This window comes from Pseudorhizobium endolithicum (assembly GCF_902153245.2).
Lineage (GTDB): Bacteria > Pseudomonadota > Alphaproteobacteria > Rhizobiales > Rhizobiaceae > Neorhizobium > Neorhizobium endolithicum.
In genome coordinates, this window is the sequence record NZ_CABFWF030000008.1 from 219,871 (window position 1) to 246,305 (window position 26,435).

Here is a 26,435-nt window from a genome sequence, read left to right on the forward strand (position 1 = left end):
CAACAGACACGGCAGGGCGGCGGCAAACCGATGATCGGTTGCCGCCGCCCTGCATCACACGGTGACCTTCGTGAAGCTCTTCATCCCAGCCCTGCTGGCCACCGCCGCGCTTGCCGTGGCAAGCCTGTTCGTCGGCGTCAGCGAGATGACCTTCTCCACCCTGCTTTCCGGCCCGGGCGGCGAAAGGGCGTGGATGATCCTCGGGGCGAGCCGCGTTCCACGCACCCTGGCTCTCATACTGGCAGGCGCCGGAATGGCCGTCGCCGGTACCATCATGCAGATGCTGTCGAGGAACCGGTTCGTGGAACCGTCGACGGCCGGCACGGTGGAATCGGCCAGTCTCGGCATGCTTGCCGTCCTGCTCCTCGCGCCCGATCTTCCGGTCATCATGAAGATGCTTGTGGCCGCAGCCTTTGCGCTCGCCGGCACCGCCGTCTTCCTCTCCATCCTGCGGCGGGTGCCTCTCCGCTCGCCCGTGCTGGTGCCGCTGATCGGCCTGATGCTGGGCGGCGTCATCAACGCCTGCACGACGTTCTTCGCCTACCGCTATGATCTCCTGCAGGCCATGGGAGCATGGACGAGCGGCGACTTCTCCGCCGTCCTGAGGGGCCGCTACGAGGTCCTGTGGGTCGCGCTGGCACTGACGGTTGCGGCATATGTCGCAGCCGACCGGTTCACCGTGGCCGGCATGGGCGAAGACTTCTCGACCAACCTCGGCCTCGACCACCGGAAGGTGGTGGGGCTCGGGCTCGTCATCGTCTCCATGGTGACGGCATCGGTGGTCGTCACCGCGGGTATCCTGCCCTTCATCGGGCTGATCGTTCCGAACCTCGTCAGCATGGTCATGGGCGACCGGTTGCGGCGCACCCTGCCCTGGATCGCGTTGAGCGGCGCGGCGCTTGTGCTCGTCTGCGACATGATCGGCCGGCTCGTCAACGCTCCCTACGAAATACCCGTGGGCTCCGTCCTCGGAGTGGTGGGCAGCCTCTTCTTCCTGAACCTGCTGTTGCGGAGACGCCCGCGTGCAGCCTGACTCCCTCCGTTCAGCCCGCAGGGTGCTGCTCATCATCGGCATCGTCGCGGCCGCCGCCGTCGTCGCGTTCATGACCCTCGGGGCCCGCGGAAACTGGAGCTTCGTCCTGCCCTTCCGGGGAACGAAGGTTCTCGCCCTCGTCCTGGTGGCCTATTCGATCGCCGTCTCGACCGTGCTGTTCCAGACGATCACCAACAACCGCATCCTGACACCCGCGATCATGGGGTTCGACTGGCTCTATATGCTGCTGCAGACCGTCCTGGTCTTCCTGCTCGGCGCCGCCGCGACCTCGTCCATCGACCCGCGCCTGATGTTCCTTGTGGAGATCGGCACGATGACGGGCTTCTCGCTGGTCCTTTACCGCTTCCTGTTTTCGGGAAGCATCCGAGATCTTCACCTGCTGATCCTGATCGGCGTCGTGTTCGGCACCCTGTTCCGGAGCCTCGCCGGTCTCCTGCAGCGCCTGATCGATCCGAACGAGTTCGTGGTCCTGCAGGACAGGATGTTCGCAAGCTTCAATGCCGTCGATTCCAACCTGCTCGTGATCTCGGCGGTGATGGTGGCGATCGCCAGCATCATCGCCCTGCGCATCTTCCACACCTTCGACGTGATGGCGCTCGGGCGCGAGACGGCGATCTCGCTCGGCGTCGATCACCGCCGCATCACGATGATCGTACTCATCCTGGTGACCGTTCTCGTGTCGGTCTCCGCCGCACTCGTCGGCCCGGTGACGTTCTTCGGCCTGCTGGTCGCCAACCTCGCCTATATCGTGATGCCGACGGCGAAGCACCGCTACGTGCTGCCGGCCGCCGTGCTGATCGCCATCATCTGCCTCGTCGGCGGCCAGACGGTCCTGGAGCGGCTGTTTGCTTTCGACACCGCACTTTCCATCGTCGTCGAATTCGCCGGCGGCCTCTTCTTCATCTTCTATCTTCTCAGGGGACATCCCCGATGATCGACATCGACAACATCACGAAGGCCTATGGCGAAGCGACGGTCGTCGACGGCGTGACCGCCAAACTGCCGAAGGGCGGCGTCACCACCATCATCGGCCCGAACGGCGCGGGCAAATCCACCCTGCTCTCGATGATCGCCCGGCTGATCCCGAGCGACAAGGGGTCCGTGCTGGTGGATGGGCTCGATGTCGCCCGGACCTCCGGCGACAAGCTGGCACGGCGGCTCTCGATCCTTCGCCAGGACAACCACATGACGGCCCGCCTGACCGTCCGCGACCTCGTGGCCTTCGGTCGCTATCCATACAGCAAGGGACGGGTCACGGCCGAGGACCGGGAGCATGTCCGGCGCGCGCTCGGCTATCTCGGGCTGGAGGAGCTGGGCGAGCGCTTCCTGGACGAACTGTCGGGCGGGCAGAGACAGCGTGCCTTCGTCGCCATGATCCTCTGCCAGGACACCGACTACATGCTGTTCGACGAGCCGTTGAACAATCTCGACATCCGTCACGCCGTTGCGATGATGAAGCTGCTGCGCGATGCGGCGCGCGACTTCGGCAAGACGGTCGTGGTTGTGCTTCACGACGTCAACTTCGCCTCCTGCTACTCCGACCATATCGTCGTGATGCGCGACGGCAGGCTGTTCATGCAGGGGACACCCCGCGAGATCATACGGCCCGACATTCTGGAGCAGACATACGGCTGTCCCTTCGAGGTGCACGAGCTCGGCGGCGACCGCATCGCCGTCTACTACGCCTGACCGGTCGCCATGTCGCAGACCACAAGGGCACAAACAGGAAAGAGAAGAGCATGAGCGAGCACACTCCCACCGCCAGAAGCCGCGCCGATATTGCGACGGAACATGCCAGCAAGTACCTGCAGCAGCTTTGCAAGCATTTCGCGCACAAGCGCCCCGTGACCTTCGACGAGCGGAACGGTGAGATCAGCCTGATGACCGGGACGTGTCAGCTTCGCGCAGAAGACGGCCATCTGCTCATCGCCGTGGAGAGCGACGACGCGGCGCAACTGCCGCAGCTCGAGGACGTGGTCGCGCGGCACCTGGTGCGCTTCGCCTTCCGGGAAGAAATGAAGATCGATTGGCAACGGGCTTAGCAGCAGGACGGCTCACCGGACGGCCGGCGGACGGCCGTCATCGACATCCGCTTATTCAGGGCGGGGCGGGTGGCTGACACAAATCCAGGTCCGGGCAGCTTTTCGTCTGCGCCCTGTTATTCCGGACCTGGCTTGCTGCTCCACATTCCCATCAGCATTGCGCGGAAATGCTCCGCGGCAGGCGAAAGTCTTGCGCCGCGACGACGCACGACGCCGATGGTGCGCCCGATCCTGGGATTGAGGATGGGCCGCGTCACGATGAACGGGTGATCGTCTCCCGGCGTCGCCGTCTGCGGCAGAACGGATATGCCCAGGCCGGCCTCCACAAGTCCCAGCGAGGTCGAGAGATGGGTCACCTCATAGAACCATTGAAGTTCGATATTGGCGCGCGTCAGCGTCGCATCCAGAAGCGTGCGGTTGCCGCTTGAGCGGTGCACGGTGATGAGACGGTAAGGCAGAAGATCCTCCCACCCGACCTTCTCCTTTTCCGCAAGCGGATGATCCCGCCGGACGGCGAGGACGAAGGGGTCCTCCGCGATCCGGTCGAAGATGAGGTCCGGGTCCGCCGTTCCCATGAAATTGATGCCGAATTCGACTTCCCCACGCAGCACGGCCTGCAGTCCCTCGGTTGCCGTCAGGTCGAGTATCCGAAACCGGATATCGGGAAACTCGCGGTTGAACTGCTTGATCACCGCCGGAAGGAAGTAGAACGCCGCAGTGGGCAGGCATGCGATCGTCACGAGCTCGTGGCGCCGGGGCCTCCTGTCGCGGGCAGCGAACAGGGAGCCGTCGAACTCCTCGAGCATCCGGCGCACGAGCGGCACCAGCTCGAGTCCGAGCGCGGTGGGCGAGACGTGTCTGGTGGTGCGCTCCAGCAGCGCCGCACCGATCGAGGATTCCAGCTTCTGAACCCGCCTGCTGAGGGCCGGCTGAGACATATTCAAGGCTTCAGCCGCGCGATTGAAGTTCTCCAGTTCCACGACCGCCAGAAAAGCGCGCAAGTCCAGGATCTCACAATTAATGCCCATATCGCATCAATCCCGCGAAAATTTGCAATTAACTTAATAATCCCGTGGGGTCATAACTGTCAAAGGAAAGCCAAACGGTCTCGCAAGAGCCCTTGCTTCCCTTTCCATAATGTGTACCTTTGTATACATATGAACGCAGTCCTCGGGAGGAAAAACAATGATTGATCTCACTCGTCGCCAGCTTCTGGCCGCAGGCTCCGCTGCGGCCGCCTTGGGAATGGCCGGCGTGCGCCCCGCGCTGTCGCAAGGCTCCGTCGACTTTGCCGGCAAGACCGTGGAATGGTGGATGCCGTTCTCGGAAGGCGGCGGCTCGGATGTATGGGCCCGCTTCTTCGCCCCCTATCTGTCGAAGTACCTGCCGGGCAATCCCAATGTCGTCGTCCGGAACGTTCCGGGCGGAGGCTCCATCACCGGCTCGAACGAATTCGTCGCCCGCGCGCGGCCCGATGGGCTGGCGATCCTCGGGACCTCCGGCTCCACGCAGTTCCCTTACCTGCTTGGGGATCCGCGCGTCCGCTACGACTATACCAAGCTCATCCCGGTCCTCGTTTCGCCCACGGGCGGCGTCTGTTACCTGCCGGCGAAGTTCGAGGTGAAGTCGCCGGCGGATCTCGGCAAGATCAAGGACCAGGAACTGGTCTACGGCAGCCAGGGCGCAACATCGCTCGATCTGGTGCCGATGCTCGCCTTCCGCCTGCTCGGCCTCAATGTCCGCCATGTCTTTGGTATGAAGGGCCGCGGGGATGGTCGCTTGGCCTTCGAGCGAGGCGAAGCAACAATCGACTACCAAACGTCCTCAGCCTACCTGACCAACGTGATGCCCCTGGTGGAGGCCGGAACTGCGGTTCCTATGTTCTCCTGGGGCGTCCTTGACGCCGAAGGCAACGTTCAGCGCGATCCTACTTTCCCCGACCTGCCGCATTTTGTAGAAGCTTACGAAATGATGCATGGATCGAAGCCCTCCGGTGTGGAGTTCGATGCTTACATGGCCTTCTTCGGCTCCGGCTTCGCAGCGCAAAAGCCCTGCATGTTGCCTGAAGGAACGCCTGACGACATCGTTGCGACCTATCGCAAGGCGTTCGCCGACGCGGTGGCGGACCCGGAACTGCAAAAGGCCAAGTCGGAGGTTCTCGGCGACTACACCCAGGCTGTCGGTGACGACATCCAGCGCCTTTACGAAGTCGCAACGACCATCTCACCTGACGCGCGCGCATGGGTGCGCGAGTTCCTGACGAACGAGCATAGTGTTCGCTTCTGATAAATCCAGCTTGTCAAGCCACCGTGCATTGCACGGTGGCTTCCTGAACCCATGCGTTTCCGGATGCCGCCATGGCCGAGATAATCCTCAATTCCCTAGCCACCCTTTTCACCGTCAATCACCTGTTCTTCATGCTCGTAGGCATCATGCTTGGGCTGGTTGTCGGTATATTGCCGGCACTGGGTGGCATTGCCGGCATGTCGCTTCTGCTTCCATTCATTTATGGGATGGACCCTACCTCCGCCATCGCCATGATGATCGGCCTACTAGCTATCCTGCCGACATCGGACACATTCTCCTCCATCCTGATGGGCATTCCCGGTTCGTCCGCCTCGCAGGCGACTGTGCTTGATGGCTTTCCTCTGGCTAAGAAGGGAGAAGCAGCGCGGGCCTTAAGCGCCGCCTTCACCGCATCGCTCTTCGGAGGCGTCTTTGGGGCCCTCATCCTGACCGGGATGGTTGTGATCGCAAGGCCATTGATTCTTAGCTTTGGCTCTGCTGAACTGTTCATGTTGGCCATTTTTGGCTTGTCCATGGTCGGCATCCTGTCCGGGTCCAGCCTCGGCAAGGGAATTGCCTCCTGTGCGCTCGGCCTTGCGCTCGGTAGCGTCGGCACAGCGCCAGCAAACGGCAGTGAGCGCTTCACCTTTGATTCGCTCTACCTGATGAGCGGCATCCAACTCGCCGTCGTTGGCCTCGGTATCTTCGCACTGCCGGAGATCGTCGATCTTCTACGCTCCAACCAGTCCATTTCATCCTCCGGCAAGCTTGGCAAGGGGTGGCGGACCGGCGTGTTGGACGTGTGGAAGAGCCGGTGGCTCGCCCTTCGTTGCTCGGGCTTCGGCGCGCTCATCGGCATGATCCCTGGGCTTGGCGGTAGCGTCGTCGACTGGCTGGCCTATGGCCATGCCCTTCAAACCACAAAGGACCGCGAGGAGTTCGGCAAGGGCGACATTCGTGGCGTCATCGCGCCTGAATCCGCCAACAACGCCTGTGCCGGCGGAGCTTTGGTTCCGACCCTGCTCTTTGGCATCCCGGGCTCCGGTTCCATGGCAATTTTCCTCGCCGCCATGATTCTCATCGGCATCCAGCCCGGTCCTTCTATGGCCGATCCCAGCCGTGATCTTAACCTGACTTATACGATCATCTGGACCTTGGCCCTCGCTAATGTCGTGGGTGCCGGCCTATGTCTGCTCCTTTCACCTTCCATCGCAAAACTGACTACAATCAAATACACCCTTTTCGCGCCTTTCATGATCATTGTGATTTCGTTCGGCGCGTTCCAGGCATCCCGCTCGTTCAGCGATATGGTCGCCCTACTGATCGTCGGCTTGATCGGGATCTTCTTGAAGCGCTTCGGGTGGCCGCGACCGGCATTCCTTATTGGCTTTGTGCTGGCTGGGCAGGTGGAAACCTATCTCTACCAAGCCGTGCAATTCGACGGTTGGGGGTTCCTGCAGAAACCCATCGTCATTGTGATTGCGCTGATCACCATCGCCTCCATCTGGTTCGGAAGCCGCAAGAGGCCGACCGACGAGACGGAGAAGGCACTCGACATGGAAGGCGATAGCGAGCATGCGCGCGCCGGCAATCTGTTTCCGCAGATCGTCTTCAGCGCACTTGCTTTGATTGTCTTCGTGTACGTTCTCTACGGAGCCTACGACCTGCCCTTCCTGGACAAGATCTTCCCGATGGCGGTTGCCGTGGTCGGGATCCTTTCGAGCACCATGATTCTCCTACCGCAGTTGCGTGCGCGGAATTCAGGCGGCGACAGCAGCGTGAATTTTGACGCAGACGCTCATGCCGAGGACGGTGGGCCCTGGAGGTTCGTGGCATGGCTGGTGGGTTTTGTGGCTCTGATCGGTCTCGTTGGGTTCTTCCTCGCACTGGCGGCTTTCTTCATCGCCTTCATGCGCACTGTTGCCAAGGCCAGTTGGAAACAAACAGTCGTGCTTACCGCCGGCGCAGCATTGATGATCACCATCCTGGCATGGTTCCTGAACATGCAACTGCCCGCGGGAATGCTGCAGGACCATTTCTACGCGTACCTGCCCTGGCCGCTGAATTGAGATGAAGCGGCAAGTGCCGGCTTGATCACTACCATGCCTTAAAGAATATCTGGAGCCATCATGCCTAAGCAAACTTCCATTCCCTGCATCCTGATGCGCGGCGGAACCTCGAAGGGGCCGTATTTCCGGATGCAGGACATACCGCAGGACCCCGAAGAGCGCACACGTATCCTGCTGGCCGCGATGGGGTCTCCGGACGTGCGCCAGATCGACGGCATCGGCGGTGCGGATACGCTGACGAGCAAGGTGGCCATGGTCGGCCCGTCGGAGCGTGAAGGGGTGGACGTGGACTATCTCTTCGCCCAGGTCTCGGTCGACCAGGCGATCGTGGATACATCGCCGTCCTGCGGCAACATGCTCTCGGGCGTAGGCCCCTTCGCGATCGAAAGCGGAATGGTCCCCATAGCAGGCGATGTCACGAGCGTCGTGATCTACGACATCAACACGAAGAGCCGTATCGAAGCGATCGTCCAGACACCGGACGGTGCCGTCAACTACGAGGGCGACGCCCGGATCGACGGGGTGCCGGGCACGGCCGCCGAAATCAGGCTCAACTTCATGGACATCGTCGGCTCCAAGACCGGAGCATTGCTGCCGACCGGAAACGTGGTCGAAGAGATCGACGGCGTGAGAGTCACGCTGATCGACGTGGCGGTACCGATGATGATCTTCCGTGCCGCGGATCTGGGCAAGACCGGCTATGAAACACCCGCGGAACTGAATGCCGACACGGCACTGTTCGGCCGGATGGAGGCCATGCGCCTGGAGGCCGGACGGCGCATGGGATTGGGCGACGTCACCGGGAAGGTGGTTCCGAAGATGGCCATGCTCGCCGAAGCGCGAGACGGCGGTAGCGTCGCGGCCCGTTACTTTGTCCCGCACAAGACGCATGCCGCCTTCGCGGTGACGGGCGGGTTGTGCGTTTCGTCCTGCGTCCTGTTGCCCGGCACGGTGGCCGACGGCCTTGCGGACAGGCCAGACGGGCTGGATTGCACCGTCATCATCGAACATCCCACCGGGGTTCTGGACGTGGCCATGACGGCGAAGGCAGAAGGCAACAGCGTCGAGATCGTAAGCGGAGGCGTCGTGCGCACGGCTCGCAAGCTGATGGAAGGCCAGGTCTTCGTGCCCTCCCATCTCTTTCACGTCAAATCGGCGGCGTAAGGCGCCGCTTGCCCGAACGGAGCACCCGCATATCATGAAACTGCTTGTTCTTCCGGGCGATGGCATCGGACCGGAGATCGTTCGCGCCACCGTCTCCGTACTGGAGGCCGTGGACCGGCGCTTTTCGCTGGGCTTCCACTATACGTGGCGCGATATCGGCTTCTCATCGCTCGAAAAAAACGGGACGACGCTTCCGTCCGACCTTCTGGACGTGGCCCGCGGAATGGACGGAACGCTGCTCGGGCCAATTTCGCACCTCGACTACCCGCCGCGCGAGCAGGGTGGGCACAACGTCTCGGCGGCCTTCCGTACCCAACTCGATCTCTATGCGAACATCCGGCCTGCAAGAACCCGCAGCGGGGTTTTCCATCGCGGCACCGAGATGGACCTGGTGATCATGCGGGAGAACACGGAAGGCATGTATCCCGACCGCAACATGTATGCGGGGAGCGGAGAATACATGCCCACCGAAGATGTCGCGATCTCGATGCGCAAGGTCACTGCGCGGGCAATCCGGCGCATCGCCGTGGCTTCCTTCGAACTGGCACGGCGACGGCGCAAGAAGGTGACGGCCGTGCACAAGGCGAATGCCTTCGTGCTGACCGACGGCCTTTTCCTGAAGGAAGTGCGCAAGGTCGCGGGCGACTATCCGGATGTCGAACTGGAGGAGGTGCTGGTCGATGCGATGGCTGCCCTGCTGGTACGCCACGCGGATCGATACGACGTGATCTGCACCACCAACTTTTTCGGTGACACGCTTTCGGATCTTGCATCCGAACTCTCCGGAAGCCTGGGCCTCGCCGGCTCCCTGAACGCCGGAGACGACCATGCCGCAGCCCAGGCGCAACACGGGTCGGCACCCGACATCGCGGGTCAGGACAAGGCCAATCCGACGTCGATGATCCTTTCCGCCGCCATGCTGCTGCGCTGGTACGGCGAGCGGACCGGAGACGTGCGCCATGTCGACGCCGCCTCGCTGATCGAGAACACCATCGACCGGGTGATCGCGACGGCGACGACGCGCACCGGCGATCTCGGCGGGCCGCTCGGCACGAGGGAGTTTACCAGGACCGTCATCGACGGCCTCCGGTAAGGATACAGGCCGGCAGATGACGGTACGCCATCATCTGCCGATCCGCCCGCCGTTAACCGGCATGCACCGGACGGTCGGCGACCAGAACCCCATCTGCGTCCGCGTACAGATAATCGCCCGTGCGAAACTCAACATTGCCGAAGCGTACGGGGATGCCGCGGGCGCCATGGCCGGTCTTGCCGCTCTTCTTGGGGGCCTGGCCCAGCGCCATTACGCAGAAATCCATCCCGGCTATGTCCGCGCTGTCGCGGATCGCGCCATTGATCAGCAAGCCTTTCCAGCCGTTCGATTGAGCAAGAGCCGCGATCTGATCCCCGACAAGGGCACATCGCAGGGATCCTCCGCCGTCGACCACCAAGACCTTGCCGCTTCCGTCGCCTCCCAGCGTCTCGCGGAGCAATCGATTGTCCTCGAAGGTCCTGATCGTCACGACTTCTCCGTGAAAGCCGTCTCTGCGGCCGAAGGACTTCCATTGCATCTCACAGAAGCGAACGTCTTCATCATTGGTGTCGACAAGGTCCGCGGTCCTGATAACGTCGGTCATGGTGTTTCCCCAAGGTTCGGCGCCGCGAGGACCCGCACGGGCCTGCCTTCGCGCCAGGCTCTGATATTCTCCACCGTATCGCGATAGAAGGCGCGGTAGGCGCCTTCTGTGACATAGCCGAGATGCGGCGTCAGGACGGTGTTCGGCGCATGACGCAGCGGATGGTCGGCCGGCAACGGCTCCATGTCGAACACGTCCAGGCCGGCCCGAATCCGGCCTTCCCGGAGAGCCGCAAGGAGCGCATCCTCGTCCACGAGCGGGCCGCGTGACGTGTTGATCAGGATCGCGCCACGCTTCATCAGGGCCAGTTCTCCGGCCGAGACGATGTTGCGGGTACGCTCGCTCAGGATCAGGTGCAGGGAAACGACATCCGCCTCTCCGAACAGCGTCTGCTTGTCGACACGCCGCACCCCGACTTCCGCCGCCCGCTCATCCGTCAGGTTCGGGCTCCAGGCCATGACCTCCATCCCGAAGGCCCTGGCGATGGGCGCCATCCGGCTGCCAAGCTTGCCCAGACCGACAAGACCGAGCGTCTTGCCCCCGAGCACGGTCCCGATCGTCGCCTGCCAGCCGCCCTCGCGGATTCGCCGGTCTTCCTCTGGAATGAAGCGTGCCAGAGACAGGATCAGTCCCCAGGCGAGCTCCGGCGTGGCGTGCGCGGATTCACCGGCAAAGGTGTGGCAGACGGTGATGCCGCGTGCCACGGCGGCTTCCATGTCGATGGTCCGGACACGCGCGCCGGTCACGACGACCAGTTTCAGCTTCGGGAGCCGGTCGATCAGCGTCGCTGGGAGAGGCATGCGCTCGCGCATCAGACAGAGGACGTCGAAGCCGGCGAGTGCGCGCGCGGCTTCATCCTCACCGGCTAGATTGCAGCCGAAGCGGACGACATCGCAGTCGCTTCCCAGCGACGACCAATCGGCCAGCCTCAGCGCCACGTCCTGATAATCGTCGAGAACGGCGATCCGAAGCATGTCAATGTTCCTTCACGAGGCTGTCGGCATCGAGGGACAGGCCTACACGCGCCGCTTCCTCCCGGACCATGGCGATATCACCCTCGGTGAAGGGAATGCCGGAAACGAGGCGCTCGGCCATTCGCCCGGCTTCCGGCTCGCCCGGCATCAGGATGGCCTGGCCTTCGTCCGCACGGGGACACGCCCGTGCACGCTCCACGAGGGCGTCCATGCGCGCGCGATAGGTCGAGACATCCGTAAACAGCTCCGGGCGAAACACGATGAGGTTGTGTCCCACATTCTGCGGACGGTCGCGATCCCGATACTGGTCTGCGACTTCGCCGCCGAAGGCCGCTCCGGTCATCACCCCCGCAAGCACTTCCATCATCAGCGACAGGCCCGATCCCTTCGGCCCGCCGAGCGGCAGAACGATACCCTCGTAGGCGCGCCGCGCATCGGTGGTCTCCCTTCCGTCGGCGTCGAGTGCCCAGCCTGCCGGAATCGCCTCCCCCTTCTGCATCGCACGCCTGATCTTGCCGCGCGCGACCACGGAGGTCGCCATGTCGAGGATGACGGGCGGCGAGCCGTTTCCGCCGGGAGCACCGAAGGCGAAGGGACTGGTTCCGAGGAAGGGGGTTCGCCCACCCCAGACGGGCATGCTGGGTGAGGCATTGGTGAACACGAACGCGGCGTATCCGGCTTCGACAGCGTCCAGCAAGTATCCGGCCGCCATCCCGAAATGCGTGCTGTTGAAGACCCCCGCCATGCCGATGCCATAGGTTGCGGCGGCCTCGATCGCCTCATGCAGCGCGCGGCGGGCCACAACGAAGCCCAGTCCATCGTCGCCATCCACATGCGCTGCCGCCGACGCCGGGCGGGTGACGCGGATCTGCGGCCGCGCACGAACCAGCCCCCGGCGCAAGCGTTCCGCATAGATCGGGATCCGCGAGACGCCGTGCGTGCCGACGCCTCGCAGGTCGGCGAGGACGAGATAATGCGCAACCACGGCGGCATCATCGGCCGGCAATCCGAGCTGGCGGAAAATTTCTGCGACGGACGTTTTCAGCCGCTCTGCATCGACGAACGTCAACGGCTCCGGCGCAATGGACATGGCATGTATCTCCTCGATGACCCTGCGAGAGAGCACTATCACCTCAGCCGGCGTCTGTATACCATTGTATCCAGAACGATCCCGTCTCTTTGGTGACAATGGAGAGCCTCGACCAGGTGGCGGAAGATGGACCGCTTCGCCGCTGAAGGATCGGCTCTATCAGGCCGGAAGATAGCTCGCGCTGGCCAGGGAAAGGAAATCCCGGATCGGCCTGGAAAGCGGGCTGGACGGGCGCCTCACCATCAGGAGCGACCGCTGCGCCCAGTGGTCCGCCAGCTTTGCATGGACGAGATCCGTGCCAGCCAGGAGGTGGAGGCTGGTGGACCGCATGAAGCCGATGCCGAAGCCCGCTTCAACCATGCGGACAAGCGAGGAAAAGGTTTCCACATTCACCCGCTTACCGAGGGAGCGACCGCTGCTTGCTGCCGCCGCACTCAACAACCTGTCCAAGGCCCCGCTGTGGTGGATGCCGACGACCTCGTGTTCCGCAACCTCGTCGAAACGGACCGACCTGCTCGACCGAAGCCGGTCGGCCAGGACATGATCGGGAGAACAGATCACAAGGACCTTGTCGTCCTCGAAGACCGTCGTCTCGAACCGCTCGACGTCATTGTTGTCGGCAACGAAGGCGATATCGGCCTGGCCATCGTCGAGGACGAGGAGCGCCCGGGCCGCCGACATTTCCTGAATTTCGAGGCGGATGCCCTCACGACTTTCCGCGTAGCGGGCAAGCAGCTCGGGAAGCCGTCCCGAAAGGGCCGAACTGGTACAGGCAAGCCGCAGAGAGCCGCTGGCGCCGCTGGCATAGTCGACCATCTGCGTGTGGAGATCGGCGATCGTGCGAAGGATTTCGCGGCAGCCGACGACGTAGATCTGCCCGGCCGCGGTCAGCCGTACGCCTTGCACGGATCGGTCAAAAAGAGCGACCCCGAGTCGAACCTCCAGATCGCTGATCCGGCGGCTGACGGCAGAGGTCGCTATATTCTCACGCTCCGCGGCCCGCCCTATGGAGCCGAGCTGCGCCACCGCTACGAGGAGCCGAGCTGTTAGCGGGTCGAAGGACTGCATGCGGCCTCCCGTCGACTGCTGCGGCCGTCTCCTGGTCGAGGCCGAAATCGCGGCGCACCCGCTGCATCATCGCCGCATCGAAGCGATGCAGGTGATAGTCGTTGCAGCGTCGCACGAGTGCGACGTAACGCTGCAGAGCGGCAACCGTCTTCCTTATCATGGGCGCTGGCATGATCCGTTCCACCAGGTTTGGACTCGTCTATGCCCATGATCTAGCGGCTCCTGTTGCAGTGCGGTAGCGCCGTTTGGCGATGGCGGCATCGCGGCTCGGCAAGACCTGCACAGTCCCGGTTTCGGCCGCATGCCCTTGGCTGCAACCCATGCGCGGATGGGCCTTCGGCTCCCGCGGAGAATCCATAGCTTCCTCCAACGGATCTGCATACATTGGTATGCGAAAGCAAGATGCCCGTGGACAATTTCCGCGCGATTCTTTAGCCCAGATAGGCAAGAAGGAGAACGCTTCCATGCCGCCCCACAAGGATCCGCTTGCCAAGACCCGAGGACATAGCACCTATCACGCAATCCTCGCGGCGATCCGCGACGGGATTTATCGTCCCGGCGATCCGCTGCGCGAGGAGGAAGTAGCAGCCCGCCTTGGCGTCAGCCGCACACCGGTACGCGAAGCCCTCGGCCGCCTTCAGGAGAAGGGCCTGCTGGAGGCCGCACCCGGTCGCGGGGTTGCGGTGTCGATCCTTTCGATGCAACAGATCTTCGAACTCTATGCCATGCGCGAGGAACTCGAAGGTCTGGTCGCACGCTTCGCCGCCCAACATGCCACGGAGGCCGAGATCGCCAATCTCGAGCGGCTCAACGACAAGTTCGCCGCCAGCACGGATCCCGCACTCGCCGCGCAGATGAACCGCCAGTTTCACGCCCGGCTCTATGACGCCGCGCGCAACCGCTACCTGCGTCAGGCGGTCGAGGACCTGCAGGAAACGATCGCTCTCCTACCGGACACCACCTTCATTCAGGACGGTCGTACAGGCACGGCAACCGATGAGCACAGGACAATCATCGAAGCGATCCGGCGACGCGATACCGAGGCAGCGAAAAAGGCGGCGGTCGGCCACATCAAGGCTGCCCTCGGCGTGCGCCTGCAGATCACCAAGGCCGAGAGCTGAACGAAGCCTCGACGATGGCGGCCTTGATGTGGCGTGTCATCTTTCCGGCCAGATCGCCTCATGCGTCCCGAGCGGTACCGGCAGCCGGTCCCAGGACCGGGGCCGCCCGTCGAACAGCAATGCCGGGCGCAGCGCCGCCACATGGCCGAAATCGGTGTCGAAGCCGTCCATCAGGTCGGCGGCATCCGCCTGCTCGGGGTTGCGCTCGGGGTACGAGCTGTCGTCGCCCAGTTCGGCCCGCATCCGCCACATCCACTCCGCCGTCCCGGCGAGCGATATCGCCGCATGCCAGCGTCCCCCCGTCTCGTGGCGGCGGATGAGCGCGACCATTGCAGCAAAGGCTGCGAGATAGCCGCTGAGGTAATCCAACGGCTGGCAGGGGAGAAGAGCCGGGGCCGGCGACGCATCGTCGATCGCCATGCCGGTCGTAGCCTGTACAAGGCTGTCATAGCCCCTGCGAAGGCGCCACGTGCCCTGTTCCGAAAAAGCGGAGAGCGACAGGGAGACCAGTTCCGGATTGATGGCCGTGAGATCCGACAGGCCGAACCCGCGCCGGCCCAGTGAACCGGGGCGATAGGCGTCCAGATATACGTCCGCATCGTGCGCCAGCATCTGCAGTTGTTCTCGCCCTTCGGCCGTATCCAGATCGATGAAGGCGGAACGCTTTCCGAAGCCGGTATCGATCACCAGCGAAGGGATCGACGGAAGGTTGGCACTCGCTATCCGTAGGACCGACGCGCCGTGCTCGGCCATGGTACGGCCGGCCATGGGACCGGCGATCACCCTCGACAGGTCGAGCATGCGCGCCCCCTCGAGCGGCCCGCCAGGCGTTGAGCCAAGCAGCTTCCGCGGCGCTTCGGCAAGGCGGCGGAGCGAGATCGGCTGACCGCCAGCCGGATCCAGCCGCGCCCGTTCACCCAGCCATGCTTCCCGGGAGCGCACCCGCGCCGCACACAATCCGCGCCGGATCGCATCGACCTCAATATCGGAAGCGCTTCTCGCGGCGACCGCCGACCGCACCGCATCCGGGTCGTTGCGAACCGAAAGCATATCAAGCAGCGCGTCCCGCAGATGCGGGAAATTGCCGTGAAGATACACCCATTTTCCATCGGCCGCCGGATAGAAGCCAGTGAAGGGGTCCCGGAACTTTGCGGGACGGCCATCAAGCATCAGGTAGCTCGAGCTTGCCATTGCAAGCTCGGCGGCCCGCGTATCCAGACCGACCGCCGCGATCCTGCCCGTACGGATCTCCAGAATACGCGAGACGGCGAGCCCCACCGCGCCGAGGGCGGCTGCCGCCATAGGGGCGATGGGCCAGGGCGTCGCCAGCACTTTCGGACGCTCCACGATCGTCAGGCGATCGACAGGGGCGTCGTCCCAGCCAACGGCCGAAAGCAGGGAATGCAGCGGATGCCCGGCTCTCCCCAGCATCACGACGGAGCTCCGCCAAATGGTGCAACGGCAACCTCTCCCTGCATCAGCCGGCGGGCCGTCCGGTAGACGGTGGCGCTGGCAACATGCCAACCGCACTCCACCGGCGTGACCCGGGCGCTCGCCGCAACGACGCCCGAGGGATGTCCTATCCGCACGGGGTCTGTCCTGTCTTTCACCTGGGCCAGGCGATGCGCCAGCGAGCCCTGGATCCCGCAGGCGGCCGCAAGGCACATGGCGCCCGTAAGGGTTACGGCCCGGTGCACACGCTCCATCGACAGCATGCGAACGGCGATGTCGTAGTCCGCCGGATCGATGCTCCGCCCGTCGAGCGCCGCAAAAGTACCCGGCCGTCCAATGATCGCGATCTTCGGATTGGCCAGTCCGGCATGGTCGGGAGACGATGCCAGTCCCATCCTCACGGCCGCGAGGCGCCGCAGGCGGTCGAGCAATGCCATCAGACCCCGATCGGCCTCCATGGCGTCGGGCGAAGCCGAGATGTCCAGACCCAGTTGCTCGGCGGCAACGAAGGCCACCGGATTGGTCGCGTCGACGATGGACATATCGAAGGAGCGGCCATCGATCACAATCGTCTCAAGCACCTTGCCCGTGGGCAGGAGCCCGGAGGTAACCGTTCCGCCCGGCTCCAGGAAATCGAGAGCGATGCGGGCGCCGCTGCCGGACACCCCGTCGATCGTGAAATCCCCTGTTGTCAGGGCCCTGCCATGGCAGACGGGAAAGCGGGCATGGATGATCTTCTTCGTATTCACCTGGTGAATCCGAACGAGCGCTTCGCCGTCGTCCACGCGAACGAGGCCTTCGTCTACCGCGAAGGGACCCACCGCTGACGACAGGTTACCGCAGTTGGCTTCCCAATCGACCACCGGCCGGTCCACCGCCACCTGGGCGAAGGTGTAATCGACATCGGCATCCGGACGGGTGGCCGGACCGATGATGACCGCTTTGGACAGGCTCGACGTTCCGCCTCCCATCCCGTCCAGCTGCCTTCCATAGGGGTCGGGACTGCCGAGGGCTGACAGCAGCATCGCATCCAACGCTCCGCGCTCCGGCGGGCAATGGTGCGCGTGGAAGAAGACACCCTTGCTGCTGCCGCCACGGTAGAAGACGGCAGGAACAAACACCTGCGACATGAACCCTCCTTACGATCTCTCCTGTCAGCGACCATTGACATCATGGTTGGCGCATTCTACTCATCGTATACAAATGCATGCAATAGCGGAAAAGGAATCCTGTTGCGATGAGTGACCGCTTCAACGGGTATGACATCCTCGTCATCGGCGGCGGCAATGCCGCACTATGCGCAGCGATCAGCGCCCGCCGCGGCGGCGCCTCTGTCCTCGTCGTAGAGGCCGCCCCGAAATTCTACCGCGGCGGAAACACCCGCCACACCCGCAACATGCGCTGCGCCCACGACAGTGCCACCGAGACGCTTTCGGGCCCCTACTACGAGGATGAGTTCTTCGAGGACCTGTGGCGCGTCACCGGCGGCAACACGGACGAGAAGCTGGCGCGGATGATGATCGCCGAGTCGAAGGACATGCTGAACTGGATCGTGGAGCAGGGTGTCCGCTTCCAGCCCTCGCTCGGCGGCACGCTCAGCCTCGGGCGCACCAACTCGTTCTTCCTCGGCGGCGGTCGCGCCATGCTCAACGCGCTTTATCGCACAGCCCAGAACCTCGGCGTCGACGTGGTTTACGATGCGGAGGTGGTCGGCCTCGATATTGCCGACGGCCGCTTCAAGGCGGCCACCATCCGCCATGACGGCCGCGAGCATGTCGCCACCGCCAAGGCGGTCGTGGCCGCCTCGGGCGGCTTCGAAGCCAATATAGACTGGCTCAAGGAAGGCTGGGGCGACATTGCCGACAACTTCCTCATCCGCGGCACACCCTATAATCGGGGAACCGTGCTGAAGATGCTGATCGATCGCGGCGTCAAGCAGATCGGCGACCCCACCCAGTGCCACGCGGTGGCCATCGACGCGCGCGCGCCGAAATACGACGGCGGCATCATTACCCGCCTCGACTGCGTCGTCTTCGGCATCGTCGTCAACAAGCATGCCGAGCGCTTCTATGACGAGGGAGAGGACGTCTGGCCGAAACGCTATGCCATCTGGGGGCGGCTGGTAGCGGCACAGCCGGACCAGATTGCCTACATCATCTTCGACGCCCGATCCCTCGAACTCTTCATGCCGTCGCTCTACCCGCCGATCAGGGCTGGTACGATCGCGGAACTGGCAGACAAGCTCGACCTGCCGGCAGCGCGGCTTGAGGAAACCCTGTCGCAATTCAATGCCGCCGTGCAGCCGGGGACTTTCGACCACGCCACTCTCGACGACTGTCGCACGGAAGGGCTTTCACCGCCGAAGAGCCATTGGGCCCGCCGGATCGAGACGGCACCCTTCTACGCCTATCCGGTCCGCCCGGGCATCACCTTCACCTATCTCGGGGTACGGGTGAACGAACAGTCGCGCATGCTGATGGCTGATGGAACGCCGTCCCGAAACATGTTCGCCGCCGGGGAGATCATGGCCGGCAATGTGCTCGGCCAAGGCTACGCCGCCGGTATCGGCATGACCATCGGCAGCGTCTTCGGGCGCATCGCCGGCCGCGAGGCCGCAGCCGAGGTGCGCACCGGCACGCCCAAGCCGGCAATCGCCATGGAGATCGCATGAACATTCACGTCCTCGCCGACCCTCTTCACGCCAGCGCCACACTGGAGGAAGCTGACCGCCTGATGACGGTCTGCAATTCCTGCCGCTATTGCGAGGGCCTGTGCGCCGTCTTTCCGGCCATGGAGATGCGCCGCTCCTTTTCCGACGGCGACCTCAACTATCTGGCGAACCTCTGTCACAGCTGCGGCGCCTGTCTCCCGGATTGCCAGTTTTCTCCGCCTCACGAATTCAACGTCAATGTCCCGAAGACGCTGGCAAAGCTTCGCGGAGACACCTACCAGGCCTATGCGTGGCCACCGCAACTTTCCGGGCTCTTCGCCCGCAACGGGCTTGCGATCAGCCTGATCGCAGCGCTTTCGGTCGCCCTTTTCATCGCAGGCTTCGTCGGCTGGAACGATCCCTCGGTTCTCTTCGGCGTGCACACCGGTCCAGGCGCCTTCTATCGCCTTATGCCGCACAACACGATGGTGCTGATCTTCATGCTCGCCTCGCTCTATGTCGTGCTGGCGATCGCCATGAGCATCCGCGCATTCTGGAGCGATATCGGCGAACCGGCCGCAACGCTGACGGAGCGTTCCTCCGTCTGGCAGGCGATCAAGGATGCCTGTACGCTGCGTTACCTGGACGGCGGCGGTGTCGGCTGCATGAACGAGGACGAAGCGCCCACCGATCGACGCCGGCTTTACCACCACCTGACCTTCTACGGCTTCATGCTATGCTTCGCGGCAACCTCGGTTGCCACCGTCTACCACTATCTCGTCGGCAGAGAGGCGCCCTATTTCTGGTACGACCTGCCGGTAATCCTTGGCACCCTCGGCGGTATCGGCCTCATCATCGGCCCTGCGGGCCTCCTGGCCGCGAAGTGGCGCAGGGATCCGCTTCTTCTCGACCAGACGCGGATGGGCATGGACGTCGCCTTCCTCGTCATGCTGTTCCTGACCAGCGCAACCGGGCTGCTGCTTCTCGTCCTGCGGGCGACGCCTGCCATGGGCCTGCTACTCGCCATCCATCTCGGCGTGGTGTTCAGCCTCTTCATCACCATGCCCTACGGCAAGTTCATGCACGGCATCTACCGGTTCCTGGCGCTTGTCCGGTATGCGAAGGAGAAACGCGAACTGGAAGGCGGCGGTTGAAGGCGCGCCGCCGGCACAGAATGCGGTCGAACCGCCGGCGAAGCGGCATCGCCGGGCACCGCAATCCTGCTATGGTACCGGGATAGCTTTCGTGCCATGCACCGGGTGGAGAAGCGATGCGCATCGACTATCTTGGCCTTGAAGCCTTCGTCGCCGTCGCCGAACTGGGCAGCTTTTCGAAAGCCGCCCAGAAGCTGAACCTGACACAGACGGCGCTCAGCCATCGGGTACGCAAGATCGAGGCTGACCTCAATACGCGTCTGCTGGTGAGAACATCCCGGGACATCTGGCTGACCAAGTCCGGCCAGGCGCTCCTGCCGCAGGTTCGCCAGCAACTGGCGACCCTCGCCGATCTCTATGAAGCCACACGCCAGACGGGGCAGGACGCGCGCCGACGCATGGTGTTTGCATGCCTTCCGACCATCGCAAGCTACTATCTGCCCGACCTGATCAAGGCCTTCTCGGACCAGCACCGCGGGTTCCAGGTCGTGCTTCTCGACCAGCCGGCCGGCCGCATTCTCGATCTCGTCAAGGAAGGCGAAGCGGAATTCGGCATTACCATCATCGGCGCCACCCATTGGGATGTCGAAGTGGAGCCCCTATGCCGCGAGCCTTATGTCCTGCTCGTCCATCGGCAGCACCCGCTCGCCCAGCGGAAAAGCGTGACAGGTGCCGATCTGTTGGGTGAGCCGATGGTGCGAATTCGTACTCAGTCGACAAACCGGCAACTGGTAGAGAACTCGCTCGGAGACGTCAGCAGCAAGCTCGACTGGCGCTTCGAGGTACAGAATGCCGCTACGGCCATGAGCCTGGTCGCGTCCGGCGTCGCGCTGACCGTATTGCCGCGCTTGACCATGCATCAGTCGCCGGCAAACATCGTCGGCCTGCCTTTCTCGGATTCCGCCCTGTCCCGCGACATCGGCGCGATCAAGCGGCGCGGAGCTCCGCTGTCGCCTCCCGCCGAGGCGCTCCTGGAGATGATCCGCAACCGCCTCTCGCACATCTGAAAGATCCGCCGCCACGGTTAAGCATTCGACGCATCGCCCTGAGCCGGCATCCTAACCGTGCCGGCCTGGCGGATGGGCCTTCCGGATCACAGGCGACATGACCTTGTCCGATATGCGAAAATCCCAGACTGCCGCCCCACCCTTCGCCCTGAACTCGCCGACAAGGCCCGGAAGATCTGCGAGATCCCCAACAGTCGCGCCGCCAATGCCGAAGCCCTTTGCGATGGCCGCGAAGTCCGGACGGCCGAAGACCGCACCCTCGTCCGACAGGCCTTCCGAACGCAGCTTGTGTATCTCGGATCCGTAGGCGCCGTCGTTCAGGATGCAGATGAGGATGTTCATTCCGTGCCGGCGGATCGTCTCGATCTCCTGGACATGCATCATCAGGCTGCCGTCGCCATCAAACAGGACAACGGTGCTGCCGGGTCTGGCGGCCGCGACACCCATGGCGAACGAGATCCCATTTCCGATCGCCCCGAACTCCCGGATCGTCAGAAACCGCTCCTGCGGTCGTGACGGCATATGCGCGAAGTAGAAGGAGCAATGACCGGAGGAGTTCACCATCTCCCAATCGTCCGGCAGGTTCGCTTCGAGCGCCGCCACCACGTCACGCGGGTCATGCAGACCCGGCTCCGGCGGGAAGGGCTGCGGATCGATCGGCGTTTCGCGGATCAGCCGGATCGTCTCATCGCTCCGCCATTGCGGAGTGCGTGGCTCAATGGCGGCCGCCAACGCATCGACACCCAGTCTGGCATCGGCTCGTATATGGCTGTGGGCGGCAATCCGCCCCTGGCTGACCGCGAGAGGTTCGACATCGATCTGCAGAACATGCGCCCTCGGAAAGAGCTTGCCGCCTTCGGCATTGTGATGGGCGAGGATCGTGCCGACGCCGATCACCAGATCCGCCTCGCCAAGCAGATCCCGCGCGGCTTCCGACGAGAAGCCGCCGGCGATGCCGATCGAGAAGGGATCGTCGTGAAAAAGCCCGCGTGCCGGCAAGGTGGTGGCCAGGAGCCCGTCGCAGCGCTCCGCAAGCCTGCGGCAGGACGGCCCCGCACCGGCGGCGACGGCTCCCATGCCGGCCATGACGACGATCCGCCTTGCAGAACCGATCAGGTCCGCCGCCTTCGCCACGTCGTCCGGATGGGGCGGCATCGGCCCCACCGCCGGGACGAGGCCGATCGACGGCGGAGGCAGGGCGGCAGGGCCTTCCCACACCCGGCCCTGAAGATCGAATGGAACGCCGACGACCACAGGCCGGCTCATCGTTCGCGCCTCGAGGAAAGCATCCCGGATGGCTTCAGCCATCCTGGGCGGGTGGTGCAGTGGGTGATAGGTCGCACCGGCCGCCCTGATGAAGGGTGCCTGGTCGATCTCCTGGTTGTACCAGGCGGCTTTGAGCGGCGCCTCCCCCGCAAAGATCACCAGCGGCACTCGCGCGCGCACCGCGGCCGGCAGGGCCGTCAGGATCTGTGTCAGGCCCGGCCCGCACGTCACCGTGGCGACCCCTACTTCCCCGGTCTTGCGGGCATAGGCCATCGCCGATGCGACAGCACAGTGTTCGTGGCGCAGATAGATCATCCTGGTCCCGAGCCTGGCAAGGGCCGTCGCCCAGTTCATGTTGGCGTCACCTAGCAGGGCAAAGCAGGTTTCGGTGCCTTCACGACGAAAGGCTTCGGCGAGAACCTCATATGTCTTGCGTTCACTCACGCATCTGCTCCGATCTCGTATGTGTTGTCGTTTCGGCCGCCCGCAGGGCGGCGGGCGGAGGAAATTCAGGAGGACGCCGTGGCCGCTCCGCCGGTCAGCGCAGCGGCCACGGCAGATCGGTGTAGGCCTGAAGCAGCCCTGGAGGGAAATCGCGCCCGAGGATGCCGGCGAAGGCAAGCATCCCGCACACCCCGCCGATTGTGTAGAGCGCGGTCTTCGCCGGGCTCAAACCGGCGCGGTAGCGGAAGAAGGCGAGAAAGAAGACGATCAGCGCTATCACGAAGCCGAAGAGGACAGACAGGATGAGGAGCAAGGCGAACCAAGCCAAGGTTCCCCACAGCCCGTGTGGCAGATTCGCTTCCGCACCGCCTGTCTCCAGGTCCACGAACATCGGGCTTGTTTCCGGTGCCAGGCGCATCCTTATCAGCAGCACTATGCAGGCGACCAGAGTCACCGACCCGACGACGACGGGGAAGATCTTGTCCCCCATCCGCTCGATCAGGAGTGCGTCGATCAATGCCACCAGGACGTAGCCGGTGATGCACAGCAGGAAGAGGACCGACGTCCGCTTTCCGCCGGCTGCCACCGCCTCGGTCTCGATCACATGCCGGGCATTCCGCAATCCGAAGTACAAGGAGGCGACGGTCAGAGCCAGGATGACGAGCACCAGAGGCGACGCGACATAGCTCATCCCGAACTCGAAGCCGCGCATGAACCGCGCCCCCGCGATCTGGTTCACCATGTTCGCGAACGCTTCCAACTGCCCCGACAGGACAAAGCCGATCAGAAAGGCCGGTCGGGAATAATCGAAACGCCGCAGAAGAATGCCGAGGAACCCGACGAAGATCAGGGCAATCAGATCTCCCTGCGACATGCGGGACTGGAACGCGGCGAAAGCGATGACCATGAACAGCAGCGGCGCCATCAGCGTGAAGCGCACCTTCGTGATCTTTGCGATCTGGCCGGCGAGCAGAATGCAGAGGCCAGCACCGAACAGCGTGGCGAGGGCCAGCGACCAGACGATGGTATAGGTGACGTCGAGGTTCTGCCGCACCATATGCGGCCCGGGCGACAGGTTGAGCAGAGCCATCCCGCCAAGAAAAACCGCCATCGAACCGGAACCAGGAATCCCGAAGATCAGCGTCGGGATCAGCGCGCCGCCGTAATTGGCATTGGCAGAGGATTCCGGTCCGATCACACCGCGGATATCACCCTTGCCAAACCCGCTCTTGTCTTCGGTCGACTGCACGGTATAGCCATAGGCAATCCAGTCGACGACGGAACCGCCCAGACCGGGGATGATCCCTACGATCACGCCGATTACCGCACATTTGGTGGACAGCCACTTGTTTCGCCACCAGTCCCCAATTCCCCGGAACCAGCCAGTGCCGAGGCTGTTGCCCTGCGCAATGCTCTGGTCTTCCCGGAGAAGCGATACGATCTCCGGGATGGCATAGATGCCGAGGCCGACGATCACGATCTGCAGACCATCGACGAGGTAGGGCATGTCATAGGTCGTCATGCGCAGGCTGCCCCCGGCGCCGGCCGCTCCTATCGTGCCGACAAGAAGGCCCAGACCGGCGGCGATCACACCCTTCAGGGGCACACGGCCCGCCAGGATCGCGACCATGGACATGCCGAGAATGGCCAGCATCAGCATTTCGGGAATGCCGAACATAAGAATGAGCGGACGGGCGACGAAGATGACCCCGGTGAGGGCAAGAGCGCTGATCAACCCGCCGTAAAGGGAGCACATGAAGGCGGCCGAAAGGGCCCTTGCGGCCTCTCCTCGGCGCGCCATGGGGAACCCGTCGAGAACCGTGGCCTGCGACGAAGCGCCGCCCGGGATGCCCAAAAGGACCGAGGAAAACGTATCCGAGGTCGGATTGACCGCCAGAAGCCCGACCATCAGCGCAAGACCCGAAACCGGATCCATCCCGTAGATGAATGGCAATAGCAGCGACAGGCCTGCGATGCCGCCGATTCCGGGCAACACCCCGACGAGCAGGCCCAGAAACACACCGATCAGCAGATACATGAGTTGCTGCGGCTGCAACAGCAGGAAGAAAGCTTCGCCCAGAGCCGGCAAAGCCGTGTTCACGAGGTCCATCGGCAACACCTTTCAGCAGTCGGTTGTGAGGCCCGGCGAACGCGTGCTCGCCGGGTCGCGGGTTACTGCATCGTGATGCCGTAGTCGTCCTTCAGCCAGTCGAGCACGTACTGCTTGGCCTCGGGGGTCACGGTGATTGCCTGCTCGTGCGCGACCTGAGCGGCCTTGCCGACACCTTGCGGATAGGCGCCCAGCGTCTCCTCCGAATTCTTGGCGAAATCAGGCTCGGCGATCATGGCTTCGAAAGCCTTCGTGTACATGTCCACGACCTCCTGGCTTGCCGAACCGGGCAGGTAGATGAGCTTCTGCGCGGCGAAGCCTGCGACGAAGAAGGCTTTCCATGCCTCCCATCCGGTACCGGTGGTCTCGCAGCCCTCGGTCGCCTCGCAAACCTCCTTGAAGGTCGGAATGTCCGGGAAGGTCGGATCCCTGACGATATTGCCCTGCTCATCGAGCGACCCATAGGTGAAGGCAGGCACCGCCAGCTTCTGCTCGACGAGCGGCACGACGCTCTTCAGGTAAGCGGAGGTCGTCTGGTAGTCGATGTTCGCCTCGCCGCGCTCGAACATCAGGCGGCCGTCGCCCCGGCCTTCGATCCCGAAAACGGGATCGACCTGGAGACCGAGCAGCTTGAATGCCAGAAGCGGGACCAGGTCGAGCGTAGTGGCACCCTGCGAGCCGTAGAGAAAGGCTTCGCCCTTGAGATCGTCGAAATCGCCGTCGAAGCGCTCCCCCAAATCCGGAGGAAGGTAAACCACTCCCCCGGTGCCGGACGATAGCACGACCTTCCAGTCCTTGTACTCGTAGCGGACCCGCGGATCGCCGAGCAGGTAAGGAAACTGCGTGCTTCCGGACGGGCCGAAGAGGAGCGTTCCGTCAGGCGTCGACTGTTGCTGAAACCAGTTCGCCCCTTCCGTGGACCCCGCCCCCGGCCGATAGCGGACGACGACGGTCGGATTGCCCGGAAGGTGCTTGCTGAGCAATGGTGCGAAGAAGTTCGCCCAAGCCGCCGACCCTCCGGATTCAGCAAACGGGATGACGAATTCCACCGTCTTGCCCGACAGATCCTGTCCCTGAGCCGGTGACAGCGCCGCAAGCCCGATCACCAGGCCCCCGCAGACAACCTTGCTCATCTCGCGCATGCTCATCATGTTTCCTCCCATGTTCAGATCCTGCGAGGACTGCGCACGACCGCACCTCGCCTGACACGCGGCTCCTCCAGCCGCATGCGACAGGTTGGCACAGCGCACATCAGCGAGAAAAATTCTTACATCTCACCCATCCATGAATTCTGCTCATCTGCCCGGCCACCGCCCTCGCGATTAATGGCGAGACGCACGCTTGTCCGCCGGCGCGCTCCTGGGACCAGTCCACAGGCCGAAGTTCTCAAGCCAAACGCCCGGGTCGGCTTGATAGGCCGCCGAGATGCTTGGAGCCGACAGGGCGCATGACAGAACACCGTACCCGCGATAGGATTGGCAAGGAAAACGGAGGCGGCTGCTATGATCGAAAGCGGCTCCGGCGAGGGTCGAGGCTCCCGAAGATCACCGGCTGCTTTGTCGGTCATCCGGGCCAATGTGCGCCGGGGGCGTGTGTGCCATCGTCCTCGCGACGTATGCTCCGGGCGAGGATACGGAGAGCCTGATGGAGAGGCTGCGGTTTTGGGCGCGCGAAAACGCAAAAAGCCCCGCTGGGGGCTCAATGAATGGCAAATTGTTGGTTGCGGGGGCAGGATTTGAACCTGCCTTCAGGTTATGGTCCGCAGGACGACGAGCTACCTCGCCAGCGAAGATGAAGTCTTCGCGCCAGCGACATGATGCAGGGGAGAGGGATTTGGTTGCGGGGGC

General features: G+C 63.5%; 22 protein-coding genes. 12 read left to right on the forward strand and 10 right to left on the reverse strand.

Going from position 1 to position 26,435, the window contains the following annotated elements; genetic code table 11:
- Positions 1-70: 70 nt before the first annotated feature.
- Genes RTCK_RS05690 through RTCK_RS05705 form a run of 4 tightly spaced genes read left to right on the forward strand, consistent with a single transcriptional unit; the run spans position 71 to position 3,096 of the window.
- On the forward strand, positions 71-1,033 hold the full coding sequence (locus RTCK_RS05690; RefSeq protein WP_142592090.1) for an ABC transporter permease: 963 nt from the start codon (positions 71-73) through the stop codon (positions 1,031-1,033).
- A complete protein-coding gene (locus RTCK_RS05695; RefSeq protein WP_408004507.1) occupies positions 1,023-1,988 on the forward strand; it encodes an iron chelate uptake ABC transporter family permease subunit in 966 nt (321 codons plus the stop codon). The genes RTCK_RS05690 and RTCK_RS05695 overlap by 11 nt, the downstream gene beginning before the upstream one ends.
- Positions 1,985-2,743: an iron ABC transporter ATP-binding protein gene (locus RTCK_RS05700; RefSeq protein WP_142592091.1), complete on the forward strand. Its 759-nt coding sequence runs from the start codon at positions 1,985-1,987 to the stop codon at positions 2,741-2,743. Before RTCK_RS05695 ends, RTCK_RS05700 begins: the two co-directional genes overlap by 4 nt.
- A 50-nt stretch (positions 2,744-2,793) precedes the next feature.
- Positions 2,794-3,096 carry a DUF2218 domain-containing protein gene (locus tag RTCK_RS05705; protein WP_142592092.1) on the forward strand — a complete coding sequence of 101 codons (303 nt, stop codon included), beginning with the start codon at positions 2,794-2,796 and terminating at the stop codon, positions 3,094-3,096.
- Between the two features lie 116 nt (positions 3,097-3,212).
- Here RTCK_RS05705 and RTCK_RS05710 read toward each other — a convergent pair whose 3' ends face one another.
- Complete coding sequence (locus tag RTCK_RS05710) at positions 3,213-4,124, reverse strand: LysR family transcriptional regulator (RefSeq protein WP_142592093.1); 912 nt, start codon at positions 4,122-4,124, stop codon at positions 3,213-3,215.
- A gap of 157 nt (positions 4,125-4,281) precedes the next feature.
- Here RTCK_RS05710 and RTCK_RS05715 point away from each other — a divergent pair, with 157 nt between their 5' ends.
- The 4 genes from RTCK_RS05715 to RTCK_RS05730 all read left to right on the forward strand — a co-directional run bounded on the left by RTCK_RS05715 (position 4,282) and on the right by RTCK_RS05730 (position 9,708).
- On the forward strand, positions 4,282-5,382 hold the full coding sequence (locus RTCK_RS05715) for a Bug family tripartite tricarboxylate transporter substrate binding protein (RefSeq protein ID WP_142592094.1): 1,101 nt from the start codon (positions 4,282-4,284) through the stop codon (positions 5,380-5,382).
- A gap of 71 nt (positions 5,383-5,453) precedes the next feature.
- Positions 5,454-7,451 carry a tripartite tricarboxylate transporter permease gene (locus tag RTCK_RS05720; RefSeq protein WP_142592095.1) on the forward strand — a complete coding sequence of 666 codons (1,998 nt, stop codon included), beginning with the start codon at positions 5,454-5,456 and terminating at the stop codon, positions 7,449-7,451.
- A gap of 60 nt (positions 7,452-7,511) precedes the next feature.
- Positions 7,512-8,615 (forward strand): 4-oxalomesaconate tautomerase, encoded by a 1,104-nt coding sequence (locus RTCK_RS05725; protein ID WP_142592096.1) that lies wholly within the window; start codon positions 7,512-7,514, stop codon positions 8,613-8,615.
- Between the two features lie 34 nt (positions 8,616-8,649).
- Positions 8,650-9,708: an isocitrate/isopropylmalate dehydrogenase family protein gene (locus tag RTCK_RS05730; protein WP_142592097.1), complete on the forward strand. Its 1,059-nt coding sequence runs from the start codon at positions 8,650-8,652 to the stop codon at positions 9,706-9,708.
- A 52-nt stretch (positions 9,709-9,760) separates the two neighbouring features.
- On the opposite strand, the gene rraA is transcribed toward RTCK_RS05730, so the two are convergent.
- From rraA to RTCK_RS05750, 4 genes are all read right to left on the reverse strand, one after another.
- Positions 9,761-10,252, reverse strand: a complete 492-nt coding sequence (gene rraA / locus RTCK_RS05735; RefSeq protein ID WP_142592098.1) for a ribonuclease E activity regulator RraA — start codon at positions 10,250-10,252, stop codon at positions 9,761-9,763.
- The gene (locus RTCK_RS05740) at positions 10,249-11,226 is read right to left on the reverse strand and encodes a D-2-hydroxyacid dehydrogenase family protein (protein WP_142592099.1); all 978 of its coding nucleotides are present in this window, start codon (positions 11,224-11,226) and stop codon (positions 10,249-10,251) included. Before RTCK_RS05740 ends, rraA begins: the two co-directional genes overlap by 4 nt.
- A gap of 1 nt (position 11,227) precedes the next feature.
- On the reverse strand, positions 11,228-12,316 hold the full coding sequence (locus RTCK_RS05745; RefSeq protein ID WP_142592100.1) for an Ldh family oxidoreductase: 1,089 nt from the start codon (positions 12,314-12,316) through the stop codon (positions 11,228-11,230).
- Positions 12,317-12,475: 159 nt separating this feature from the next.
- Entirely contained in the window at positions 12,476-13,384 is a 909-nt protein-coding gene (locus tag RTCK_RS05750; RefSeq protein WP_142592101.1) for a LysR family transcriptional regulator, read from the reverse strand.
- A 464-nt stretch (positions 13,385-13,848) separates the two neighbouring features.
- Here RTCK_RS05750 and RTCK_RS05755 point away from each other — a divergent pair, with 464 nt between their 5' ends.
- Positions 13,849-14,505 carry a GntR family transcriptional regulator gene (locus tag RTCK_RS05755; protein ID WP_185927924.1) on the forward strand — a complete coding sequence of 219 codons (657 nt, stop codon included), beginning with the start codon at positions 13,849-13,851 and terminating at the stop codon, positions 14,503-14,505.
- Between the two features lie 36 nt (positions 14,506-14,541).
- Here the strand turns inward: RTCK_RS05755 and RTCK_RS05760 are convergent, their stop codons facing one another.
- Together RTCK_RS05760 and RTCK_RS05765 are read right to left on the reverse strand one after the other, a co-directional pair.
- Positions 14,542-15,936 carry a CoA transferase gene (locus RTCK_RS05760; protein ID WP_142592103.1) on the reverse strand — a complete coding sequence of 465 codons (1,395 nt, stop codon included), beginning with the start codon at positions 15,934-15,936 and terminating at the stop codon, positions 14,542-14,544.
- Positions 15,936-17,087 (reverse strand): 2-methylaconitate cis-trans isomerase PrpF family protein, encoded by a 1,152-nt coding sequence (locus RTCK_RS05765; protein ID WP_142592104.1) that lies wholly within the window; start codon positions 17,085-17,087, stop codon positions 15,936-15,938. Before RTCK_RS05765 ends, RTCK_RS05760 begins: the two co-directional genes overlap by 1 nt.
- Positions 17,088-17,194: 107 nt before the next feature.
- Between RTCK_RS05765 and tcuA the strand changes: the two genes are divergently transcribed.
- The 3 genes from tcuA to RTCK_RS05780 all read left to right on the forward strand — a co-directional run bounded on the left by tcuA (position 17,195) and on the right by RTCK_RS05780 (position 20,768).
- Complete coding sequence (gene tcuA / locus RTCK_RS05770; protein WP_142592105.1) at positions 17,195-18,628, forward strand: FAD-dependent tricarballylate dehydrogenase TcuA; 1,434 nt, start codon at positions 17,195-17,197, stop codon at positions 18,626-18,628.
- The gene (gene tcuB, locus RTCK_RS05775; protein WP_142592106.1) at positions 18,625-19,761 is read left to right on the forward strand and encodes a tricarballylate utilization 4Fe-4S protein TcuB; all 1,137 of its coding nucleotides are present in this window, start codon (positions 18,625-18,627) and stop codon (positions 19,759-19,761) included. The genes tcuA and tcuB overlap by 4 nt, the downstream gene beginning before the upstream one ends.
- Positions 19,762-19,877: 116 nt before the next feature.
- Positions 19,878-20,768 carry a LysR family transcriptional regulator gene (locus RTCK_RS05780; RefSeq protein ID WP_142592107.1) on the forward strand — a complete coding sequence of 297 codons (891 nt, stop codon included), beginning with the start codon at positions 19,878-19,880 and terminating at the stop codon, positions 20,766-20,768.
- A gap of 51 nt (positions 20,769-20,819) precedes the next feature.
- Here the strand turns inward: RTCK_RS05780 and RTCK_RS05785 are convergent, their stop codons facing one another.
- From RTCK_RS05785 to RTCK_RS05795, 3 genes are all read right to left on the reverse strand, one after another.
- Positions 20,820-22,478, reverse strand: a complete 1,659-nt coding sequence (locus tag RTCK_RS05785; RefSeq protein WP_142592108.1) for a thiamine pyrophosphate-binding protein — start codon at positions 22,476-22,478, stop codon at positions 20,820-20,822.
- Positions 22,479-22,572: 94 nt separating this feature from the next.
- Entirely contained in the window at positions 22,573-24,588 is a 2,016-nt protein-coding gene (locus RTCK_RS05790; RefSeq protein ID WP_142592109.1) for a tripartite tricarboxylate transporter permease, read from the reverse strand.
- A gap of 62 nt (positions 24,589-24,650) precedes the next feature.
- Entirely contained in the window at positions 24,651-25,736 is a 1,086-nt protein-coding gene (locus RTCK_RS05795) for a type 2 periplasmic-binding domain-containing protein (RefSeq protein ID WP_142592110.1), read from the reverse strand.
- Between the last annotated feature and the right edge of the window lie 699 nt (positions 25,737-26,435).

Coding starts and splice junctions, on each gene's coding strand:
- RTCK_RS05700 (WP_142592091.1), top strand. CDS start 1,985: ATGATCGACATCGACAACATCACGAAGGCCTATGGCGAAGCGACGGTC.
- RTCK_RS05705 (WP_142592092.1), top strand. CDS start 2,794: ATGAGCGAGCACACTCCCACCGCCAGAAGCCGCGCCGATATTGCGACG.
- RTCK_RS05710 (WP_142592093.1), bottom strand. CDS start 4,124: ATGGGCATTAATTGTGAGATCCTGGACTTGCGCGCTTTTCTGGCGGTC.
- RTCK_RS05715 (WP_142592094.1), top strand. CDS start 4,282: ATGATTGATCTCACTCGTCGCCAGCTTCTGGCCGCAGGCTCCGCTGCG.
- RTCK_RS05720 (WP_142592095.1), top strand. CDS start 5,454: ATGGCCGAGATAATCCTCAATTCCCTAGCCACCCTTTTCACCGTCAAT.
- RTCK_RS05725 (WP_142592096.1), top strand. CDS start 7,512: ATGCCTAAGCAAACTTCCATTCCCTGCATCCTGATGCGCGGCGGAACC.
- RTCK_RS05730 (WP_142592097.1), top strand. CDS start 8,650: ATGAAACTGCTTGTTCTTCCGGGCGATGGCATCGGACCGGAGATCGTT.
- rraA (WP_142592098.1), bottom strand. CDS start 10,252: ATGACCGACGTTATCAGGACCGCGGACCTTGTCGACACCAATGATGAA.
- RTCK_RS05740 (WP_142592099.1), bottom strand. CDS start 11,226: ATGCTTCGGATCGCCGTTCTCGACGATTATCAGGACGTGGCGCTGAGG.
- RTCK_RS05745 (WP_142592100.1), bottom strand. CDS start 12,316: ATGTCCATTGCGCCGGAGCCGTTGACGTTCGTCGATGCAGAGCGGCTG.
- RTCK_RS05750 (WP_142592101.1), bottom strand. CDS start 13,384: ATGCAGTCCTTCGACCCGCTAACAGCTCGGCTCCTCGTAGCGGTGGCG.
- RTCK_RS05755 (WP_185927924.1), top strand. CDS start 13,849: ATGCCGCCCCACAAGGATCCGCTTGCCAAGACCCGAGGACATAGCACC.
- RTCK_RS05760 (WP_142592103.1), bottom strand. CDS start 15,936: ATGCTGGGGAGAGCCGGGCATCCGCTGCATTCCCTGCTTTCGGCCGTT.
- RTCK_RS05765 (WP_142592104.1), bottom strand. CDS start 17,087: ATGTCGCAGGTGTTTGTTCCTGCCGTCTTCTACCGTGGCGGCAGCAGC.
- tcuA (WP_142592105.1), top strand. CDS start 17,195: ATGAGTGACCGCTTCAACGGGTATGACATCCTCGTCATCGGCGGCGGC.
- tcuB (WP_142592106.1), top strand. CDS start 18,625: ATGAACATTCACGTCCTCGCCGACCCTCTTCACGCCAGCGCCACACTG.
- RTCK_RS05780 (WP_142592107.1), top strand. CDS start 19,878: ATGCGCATCGACTATCTTGGCCTTGAAGCCTTCGTCGCCGTCGCCGAA.
- RTCK_RS05790 (WP_142592109.1), bottom strand. CDS start 24,588: ATGGACCTCGTGAACACGGCTTTGCCGGCTCTGGGCGAAGCTTTCTTC.
- RTCK_RS05795 (WP_142592110.1), bottom strand. CDS start 25,736: ATGAGCATGCGCGAGATGAGCAAGGTTGTCTGCGGGGGCCTGGTGATC.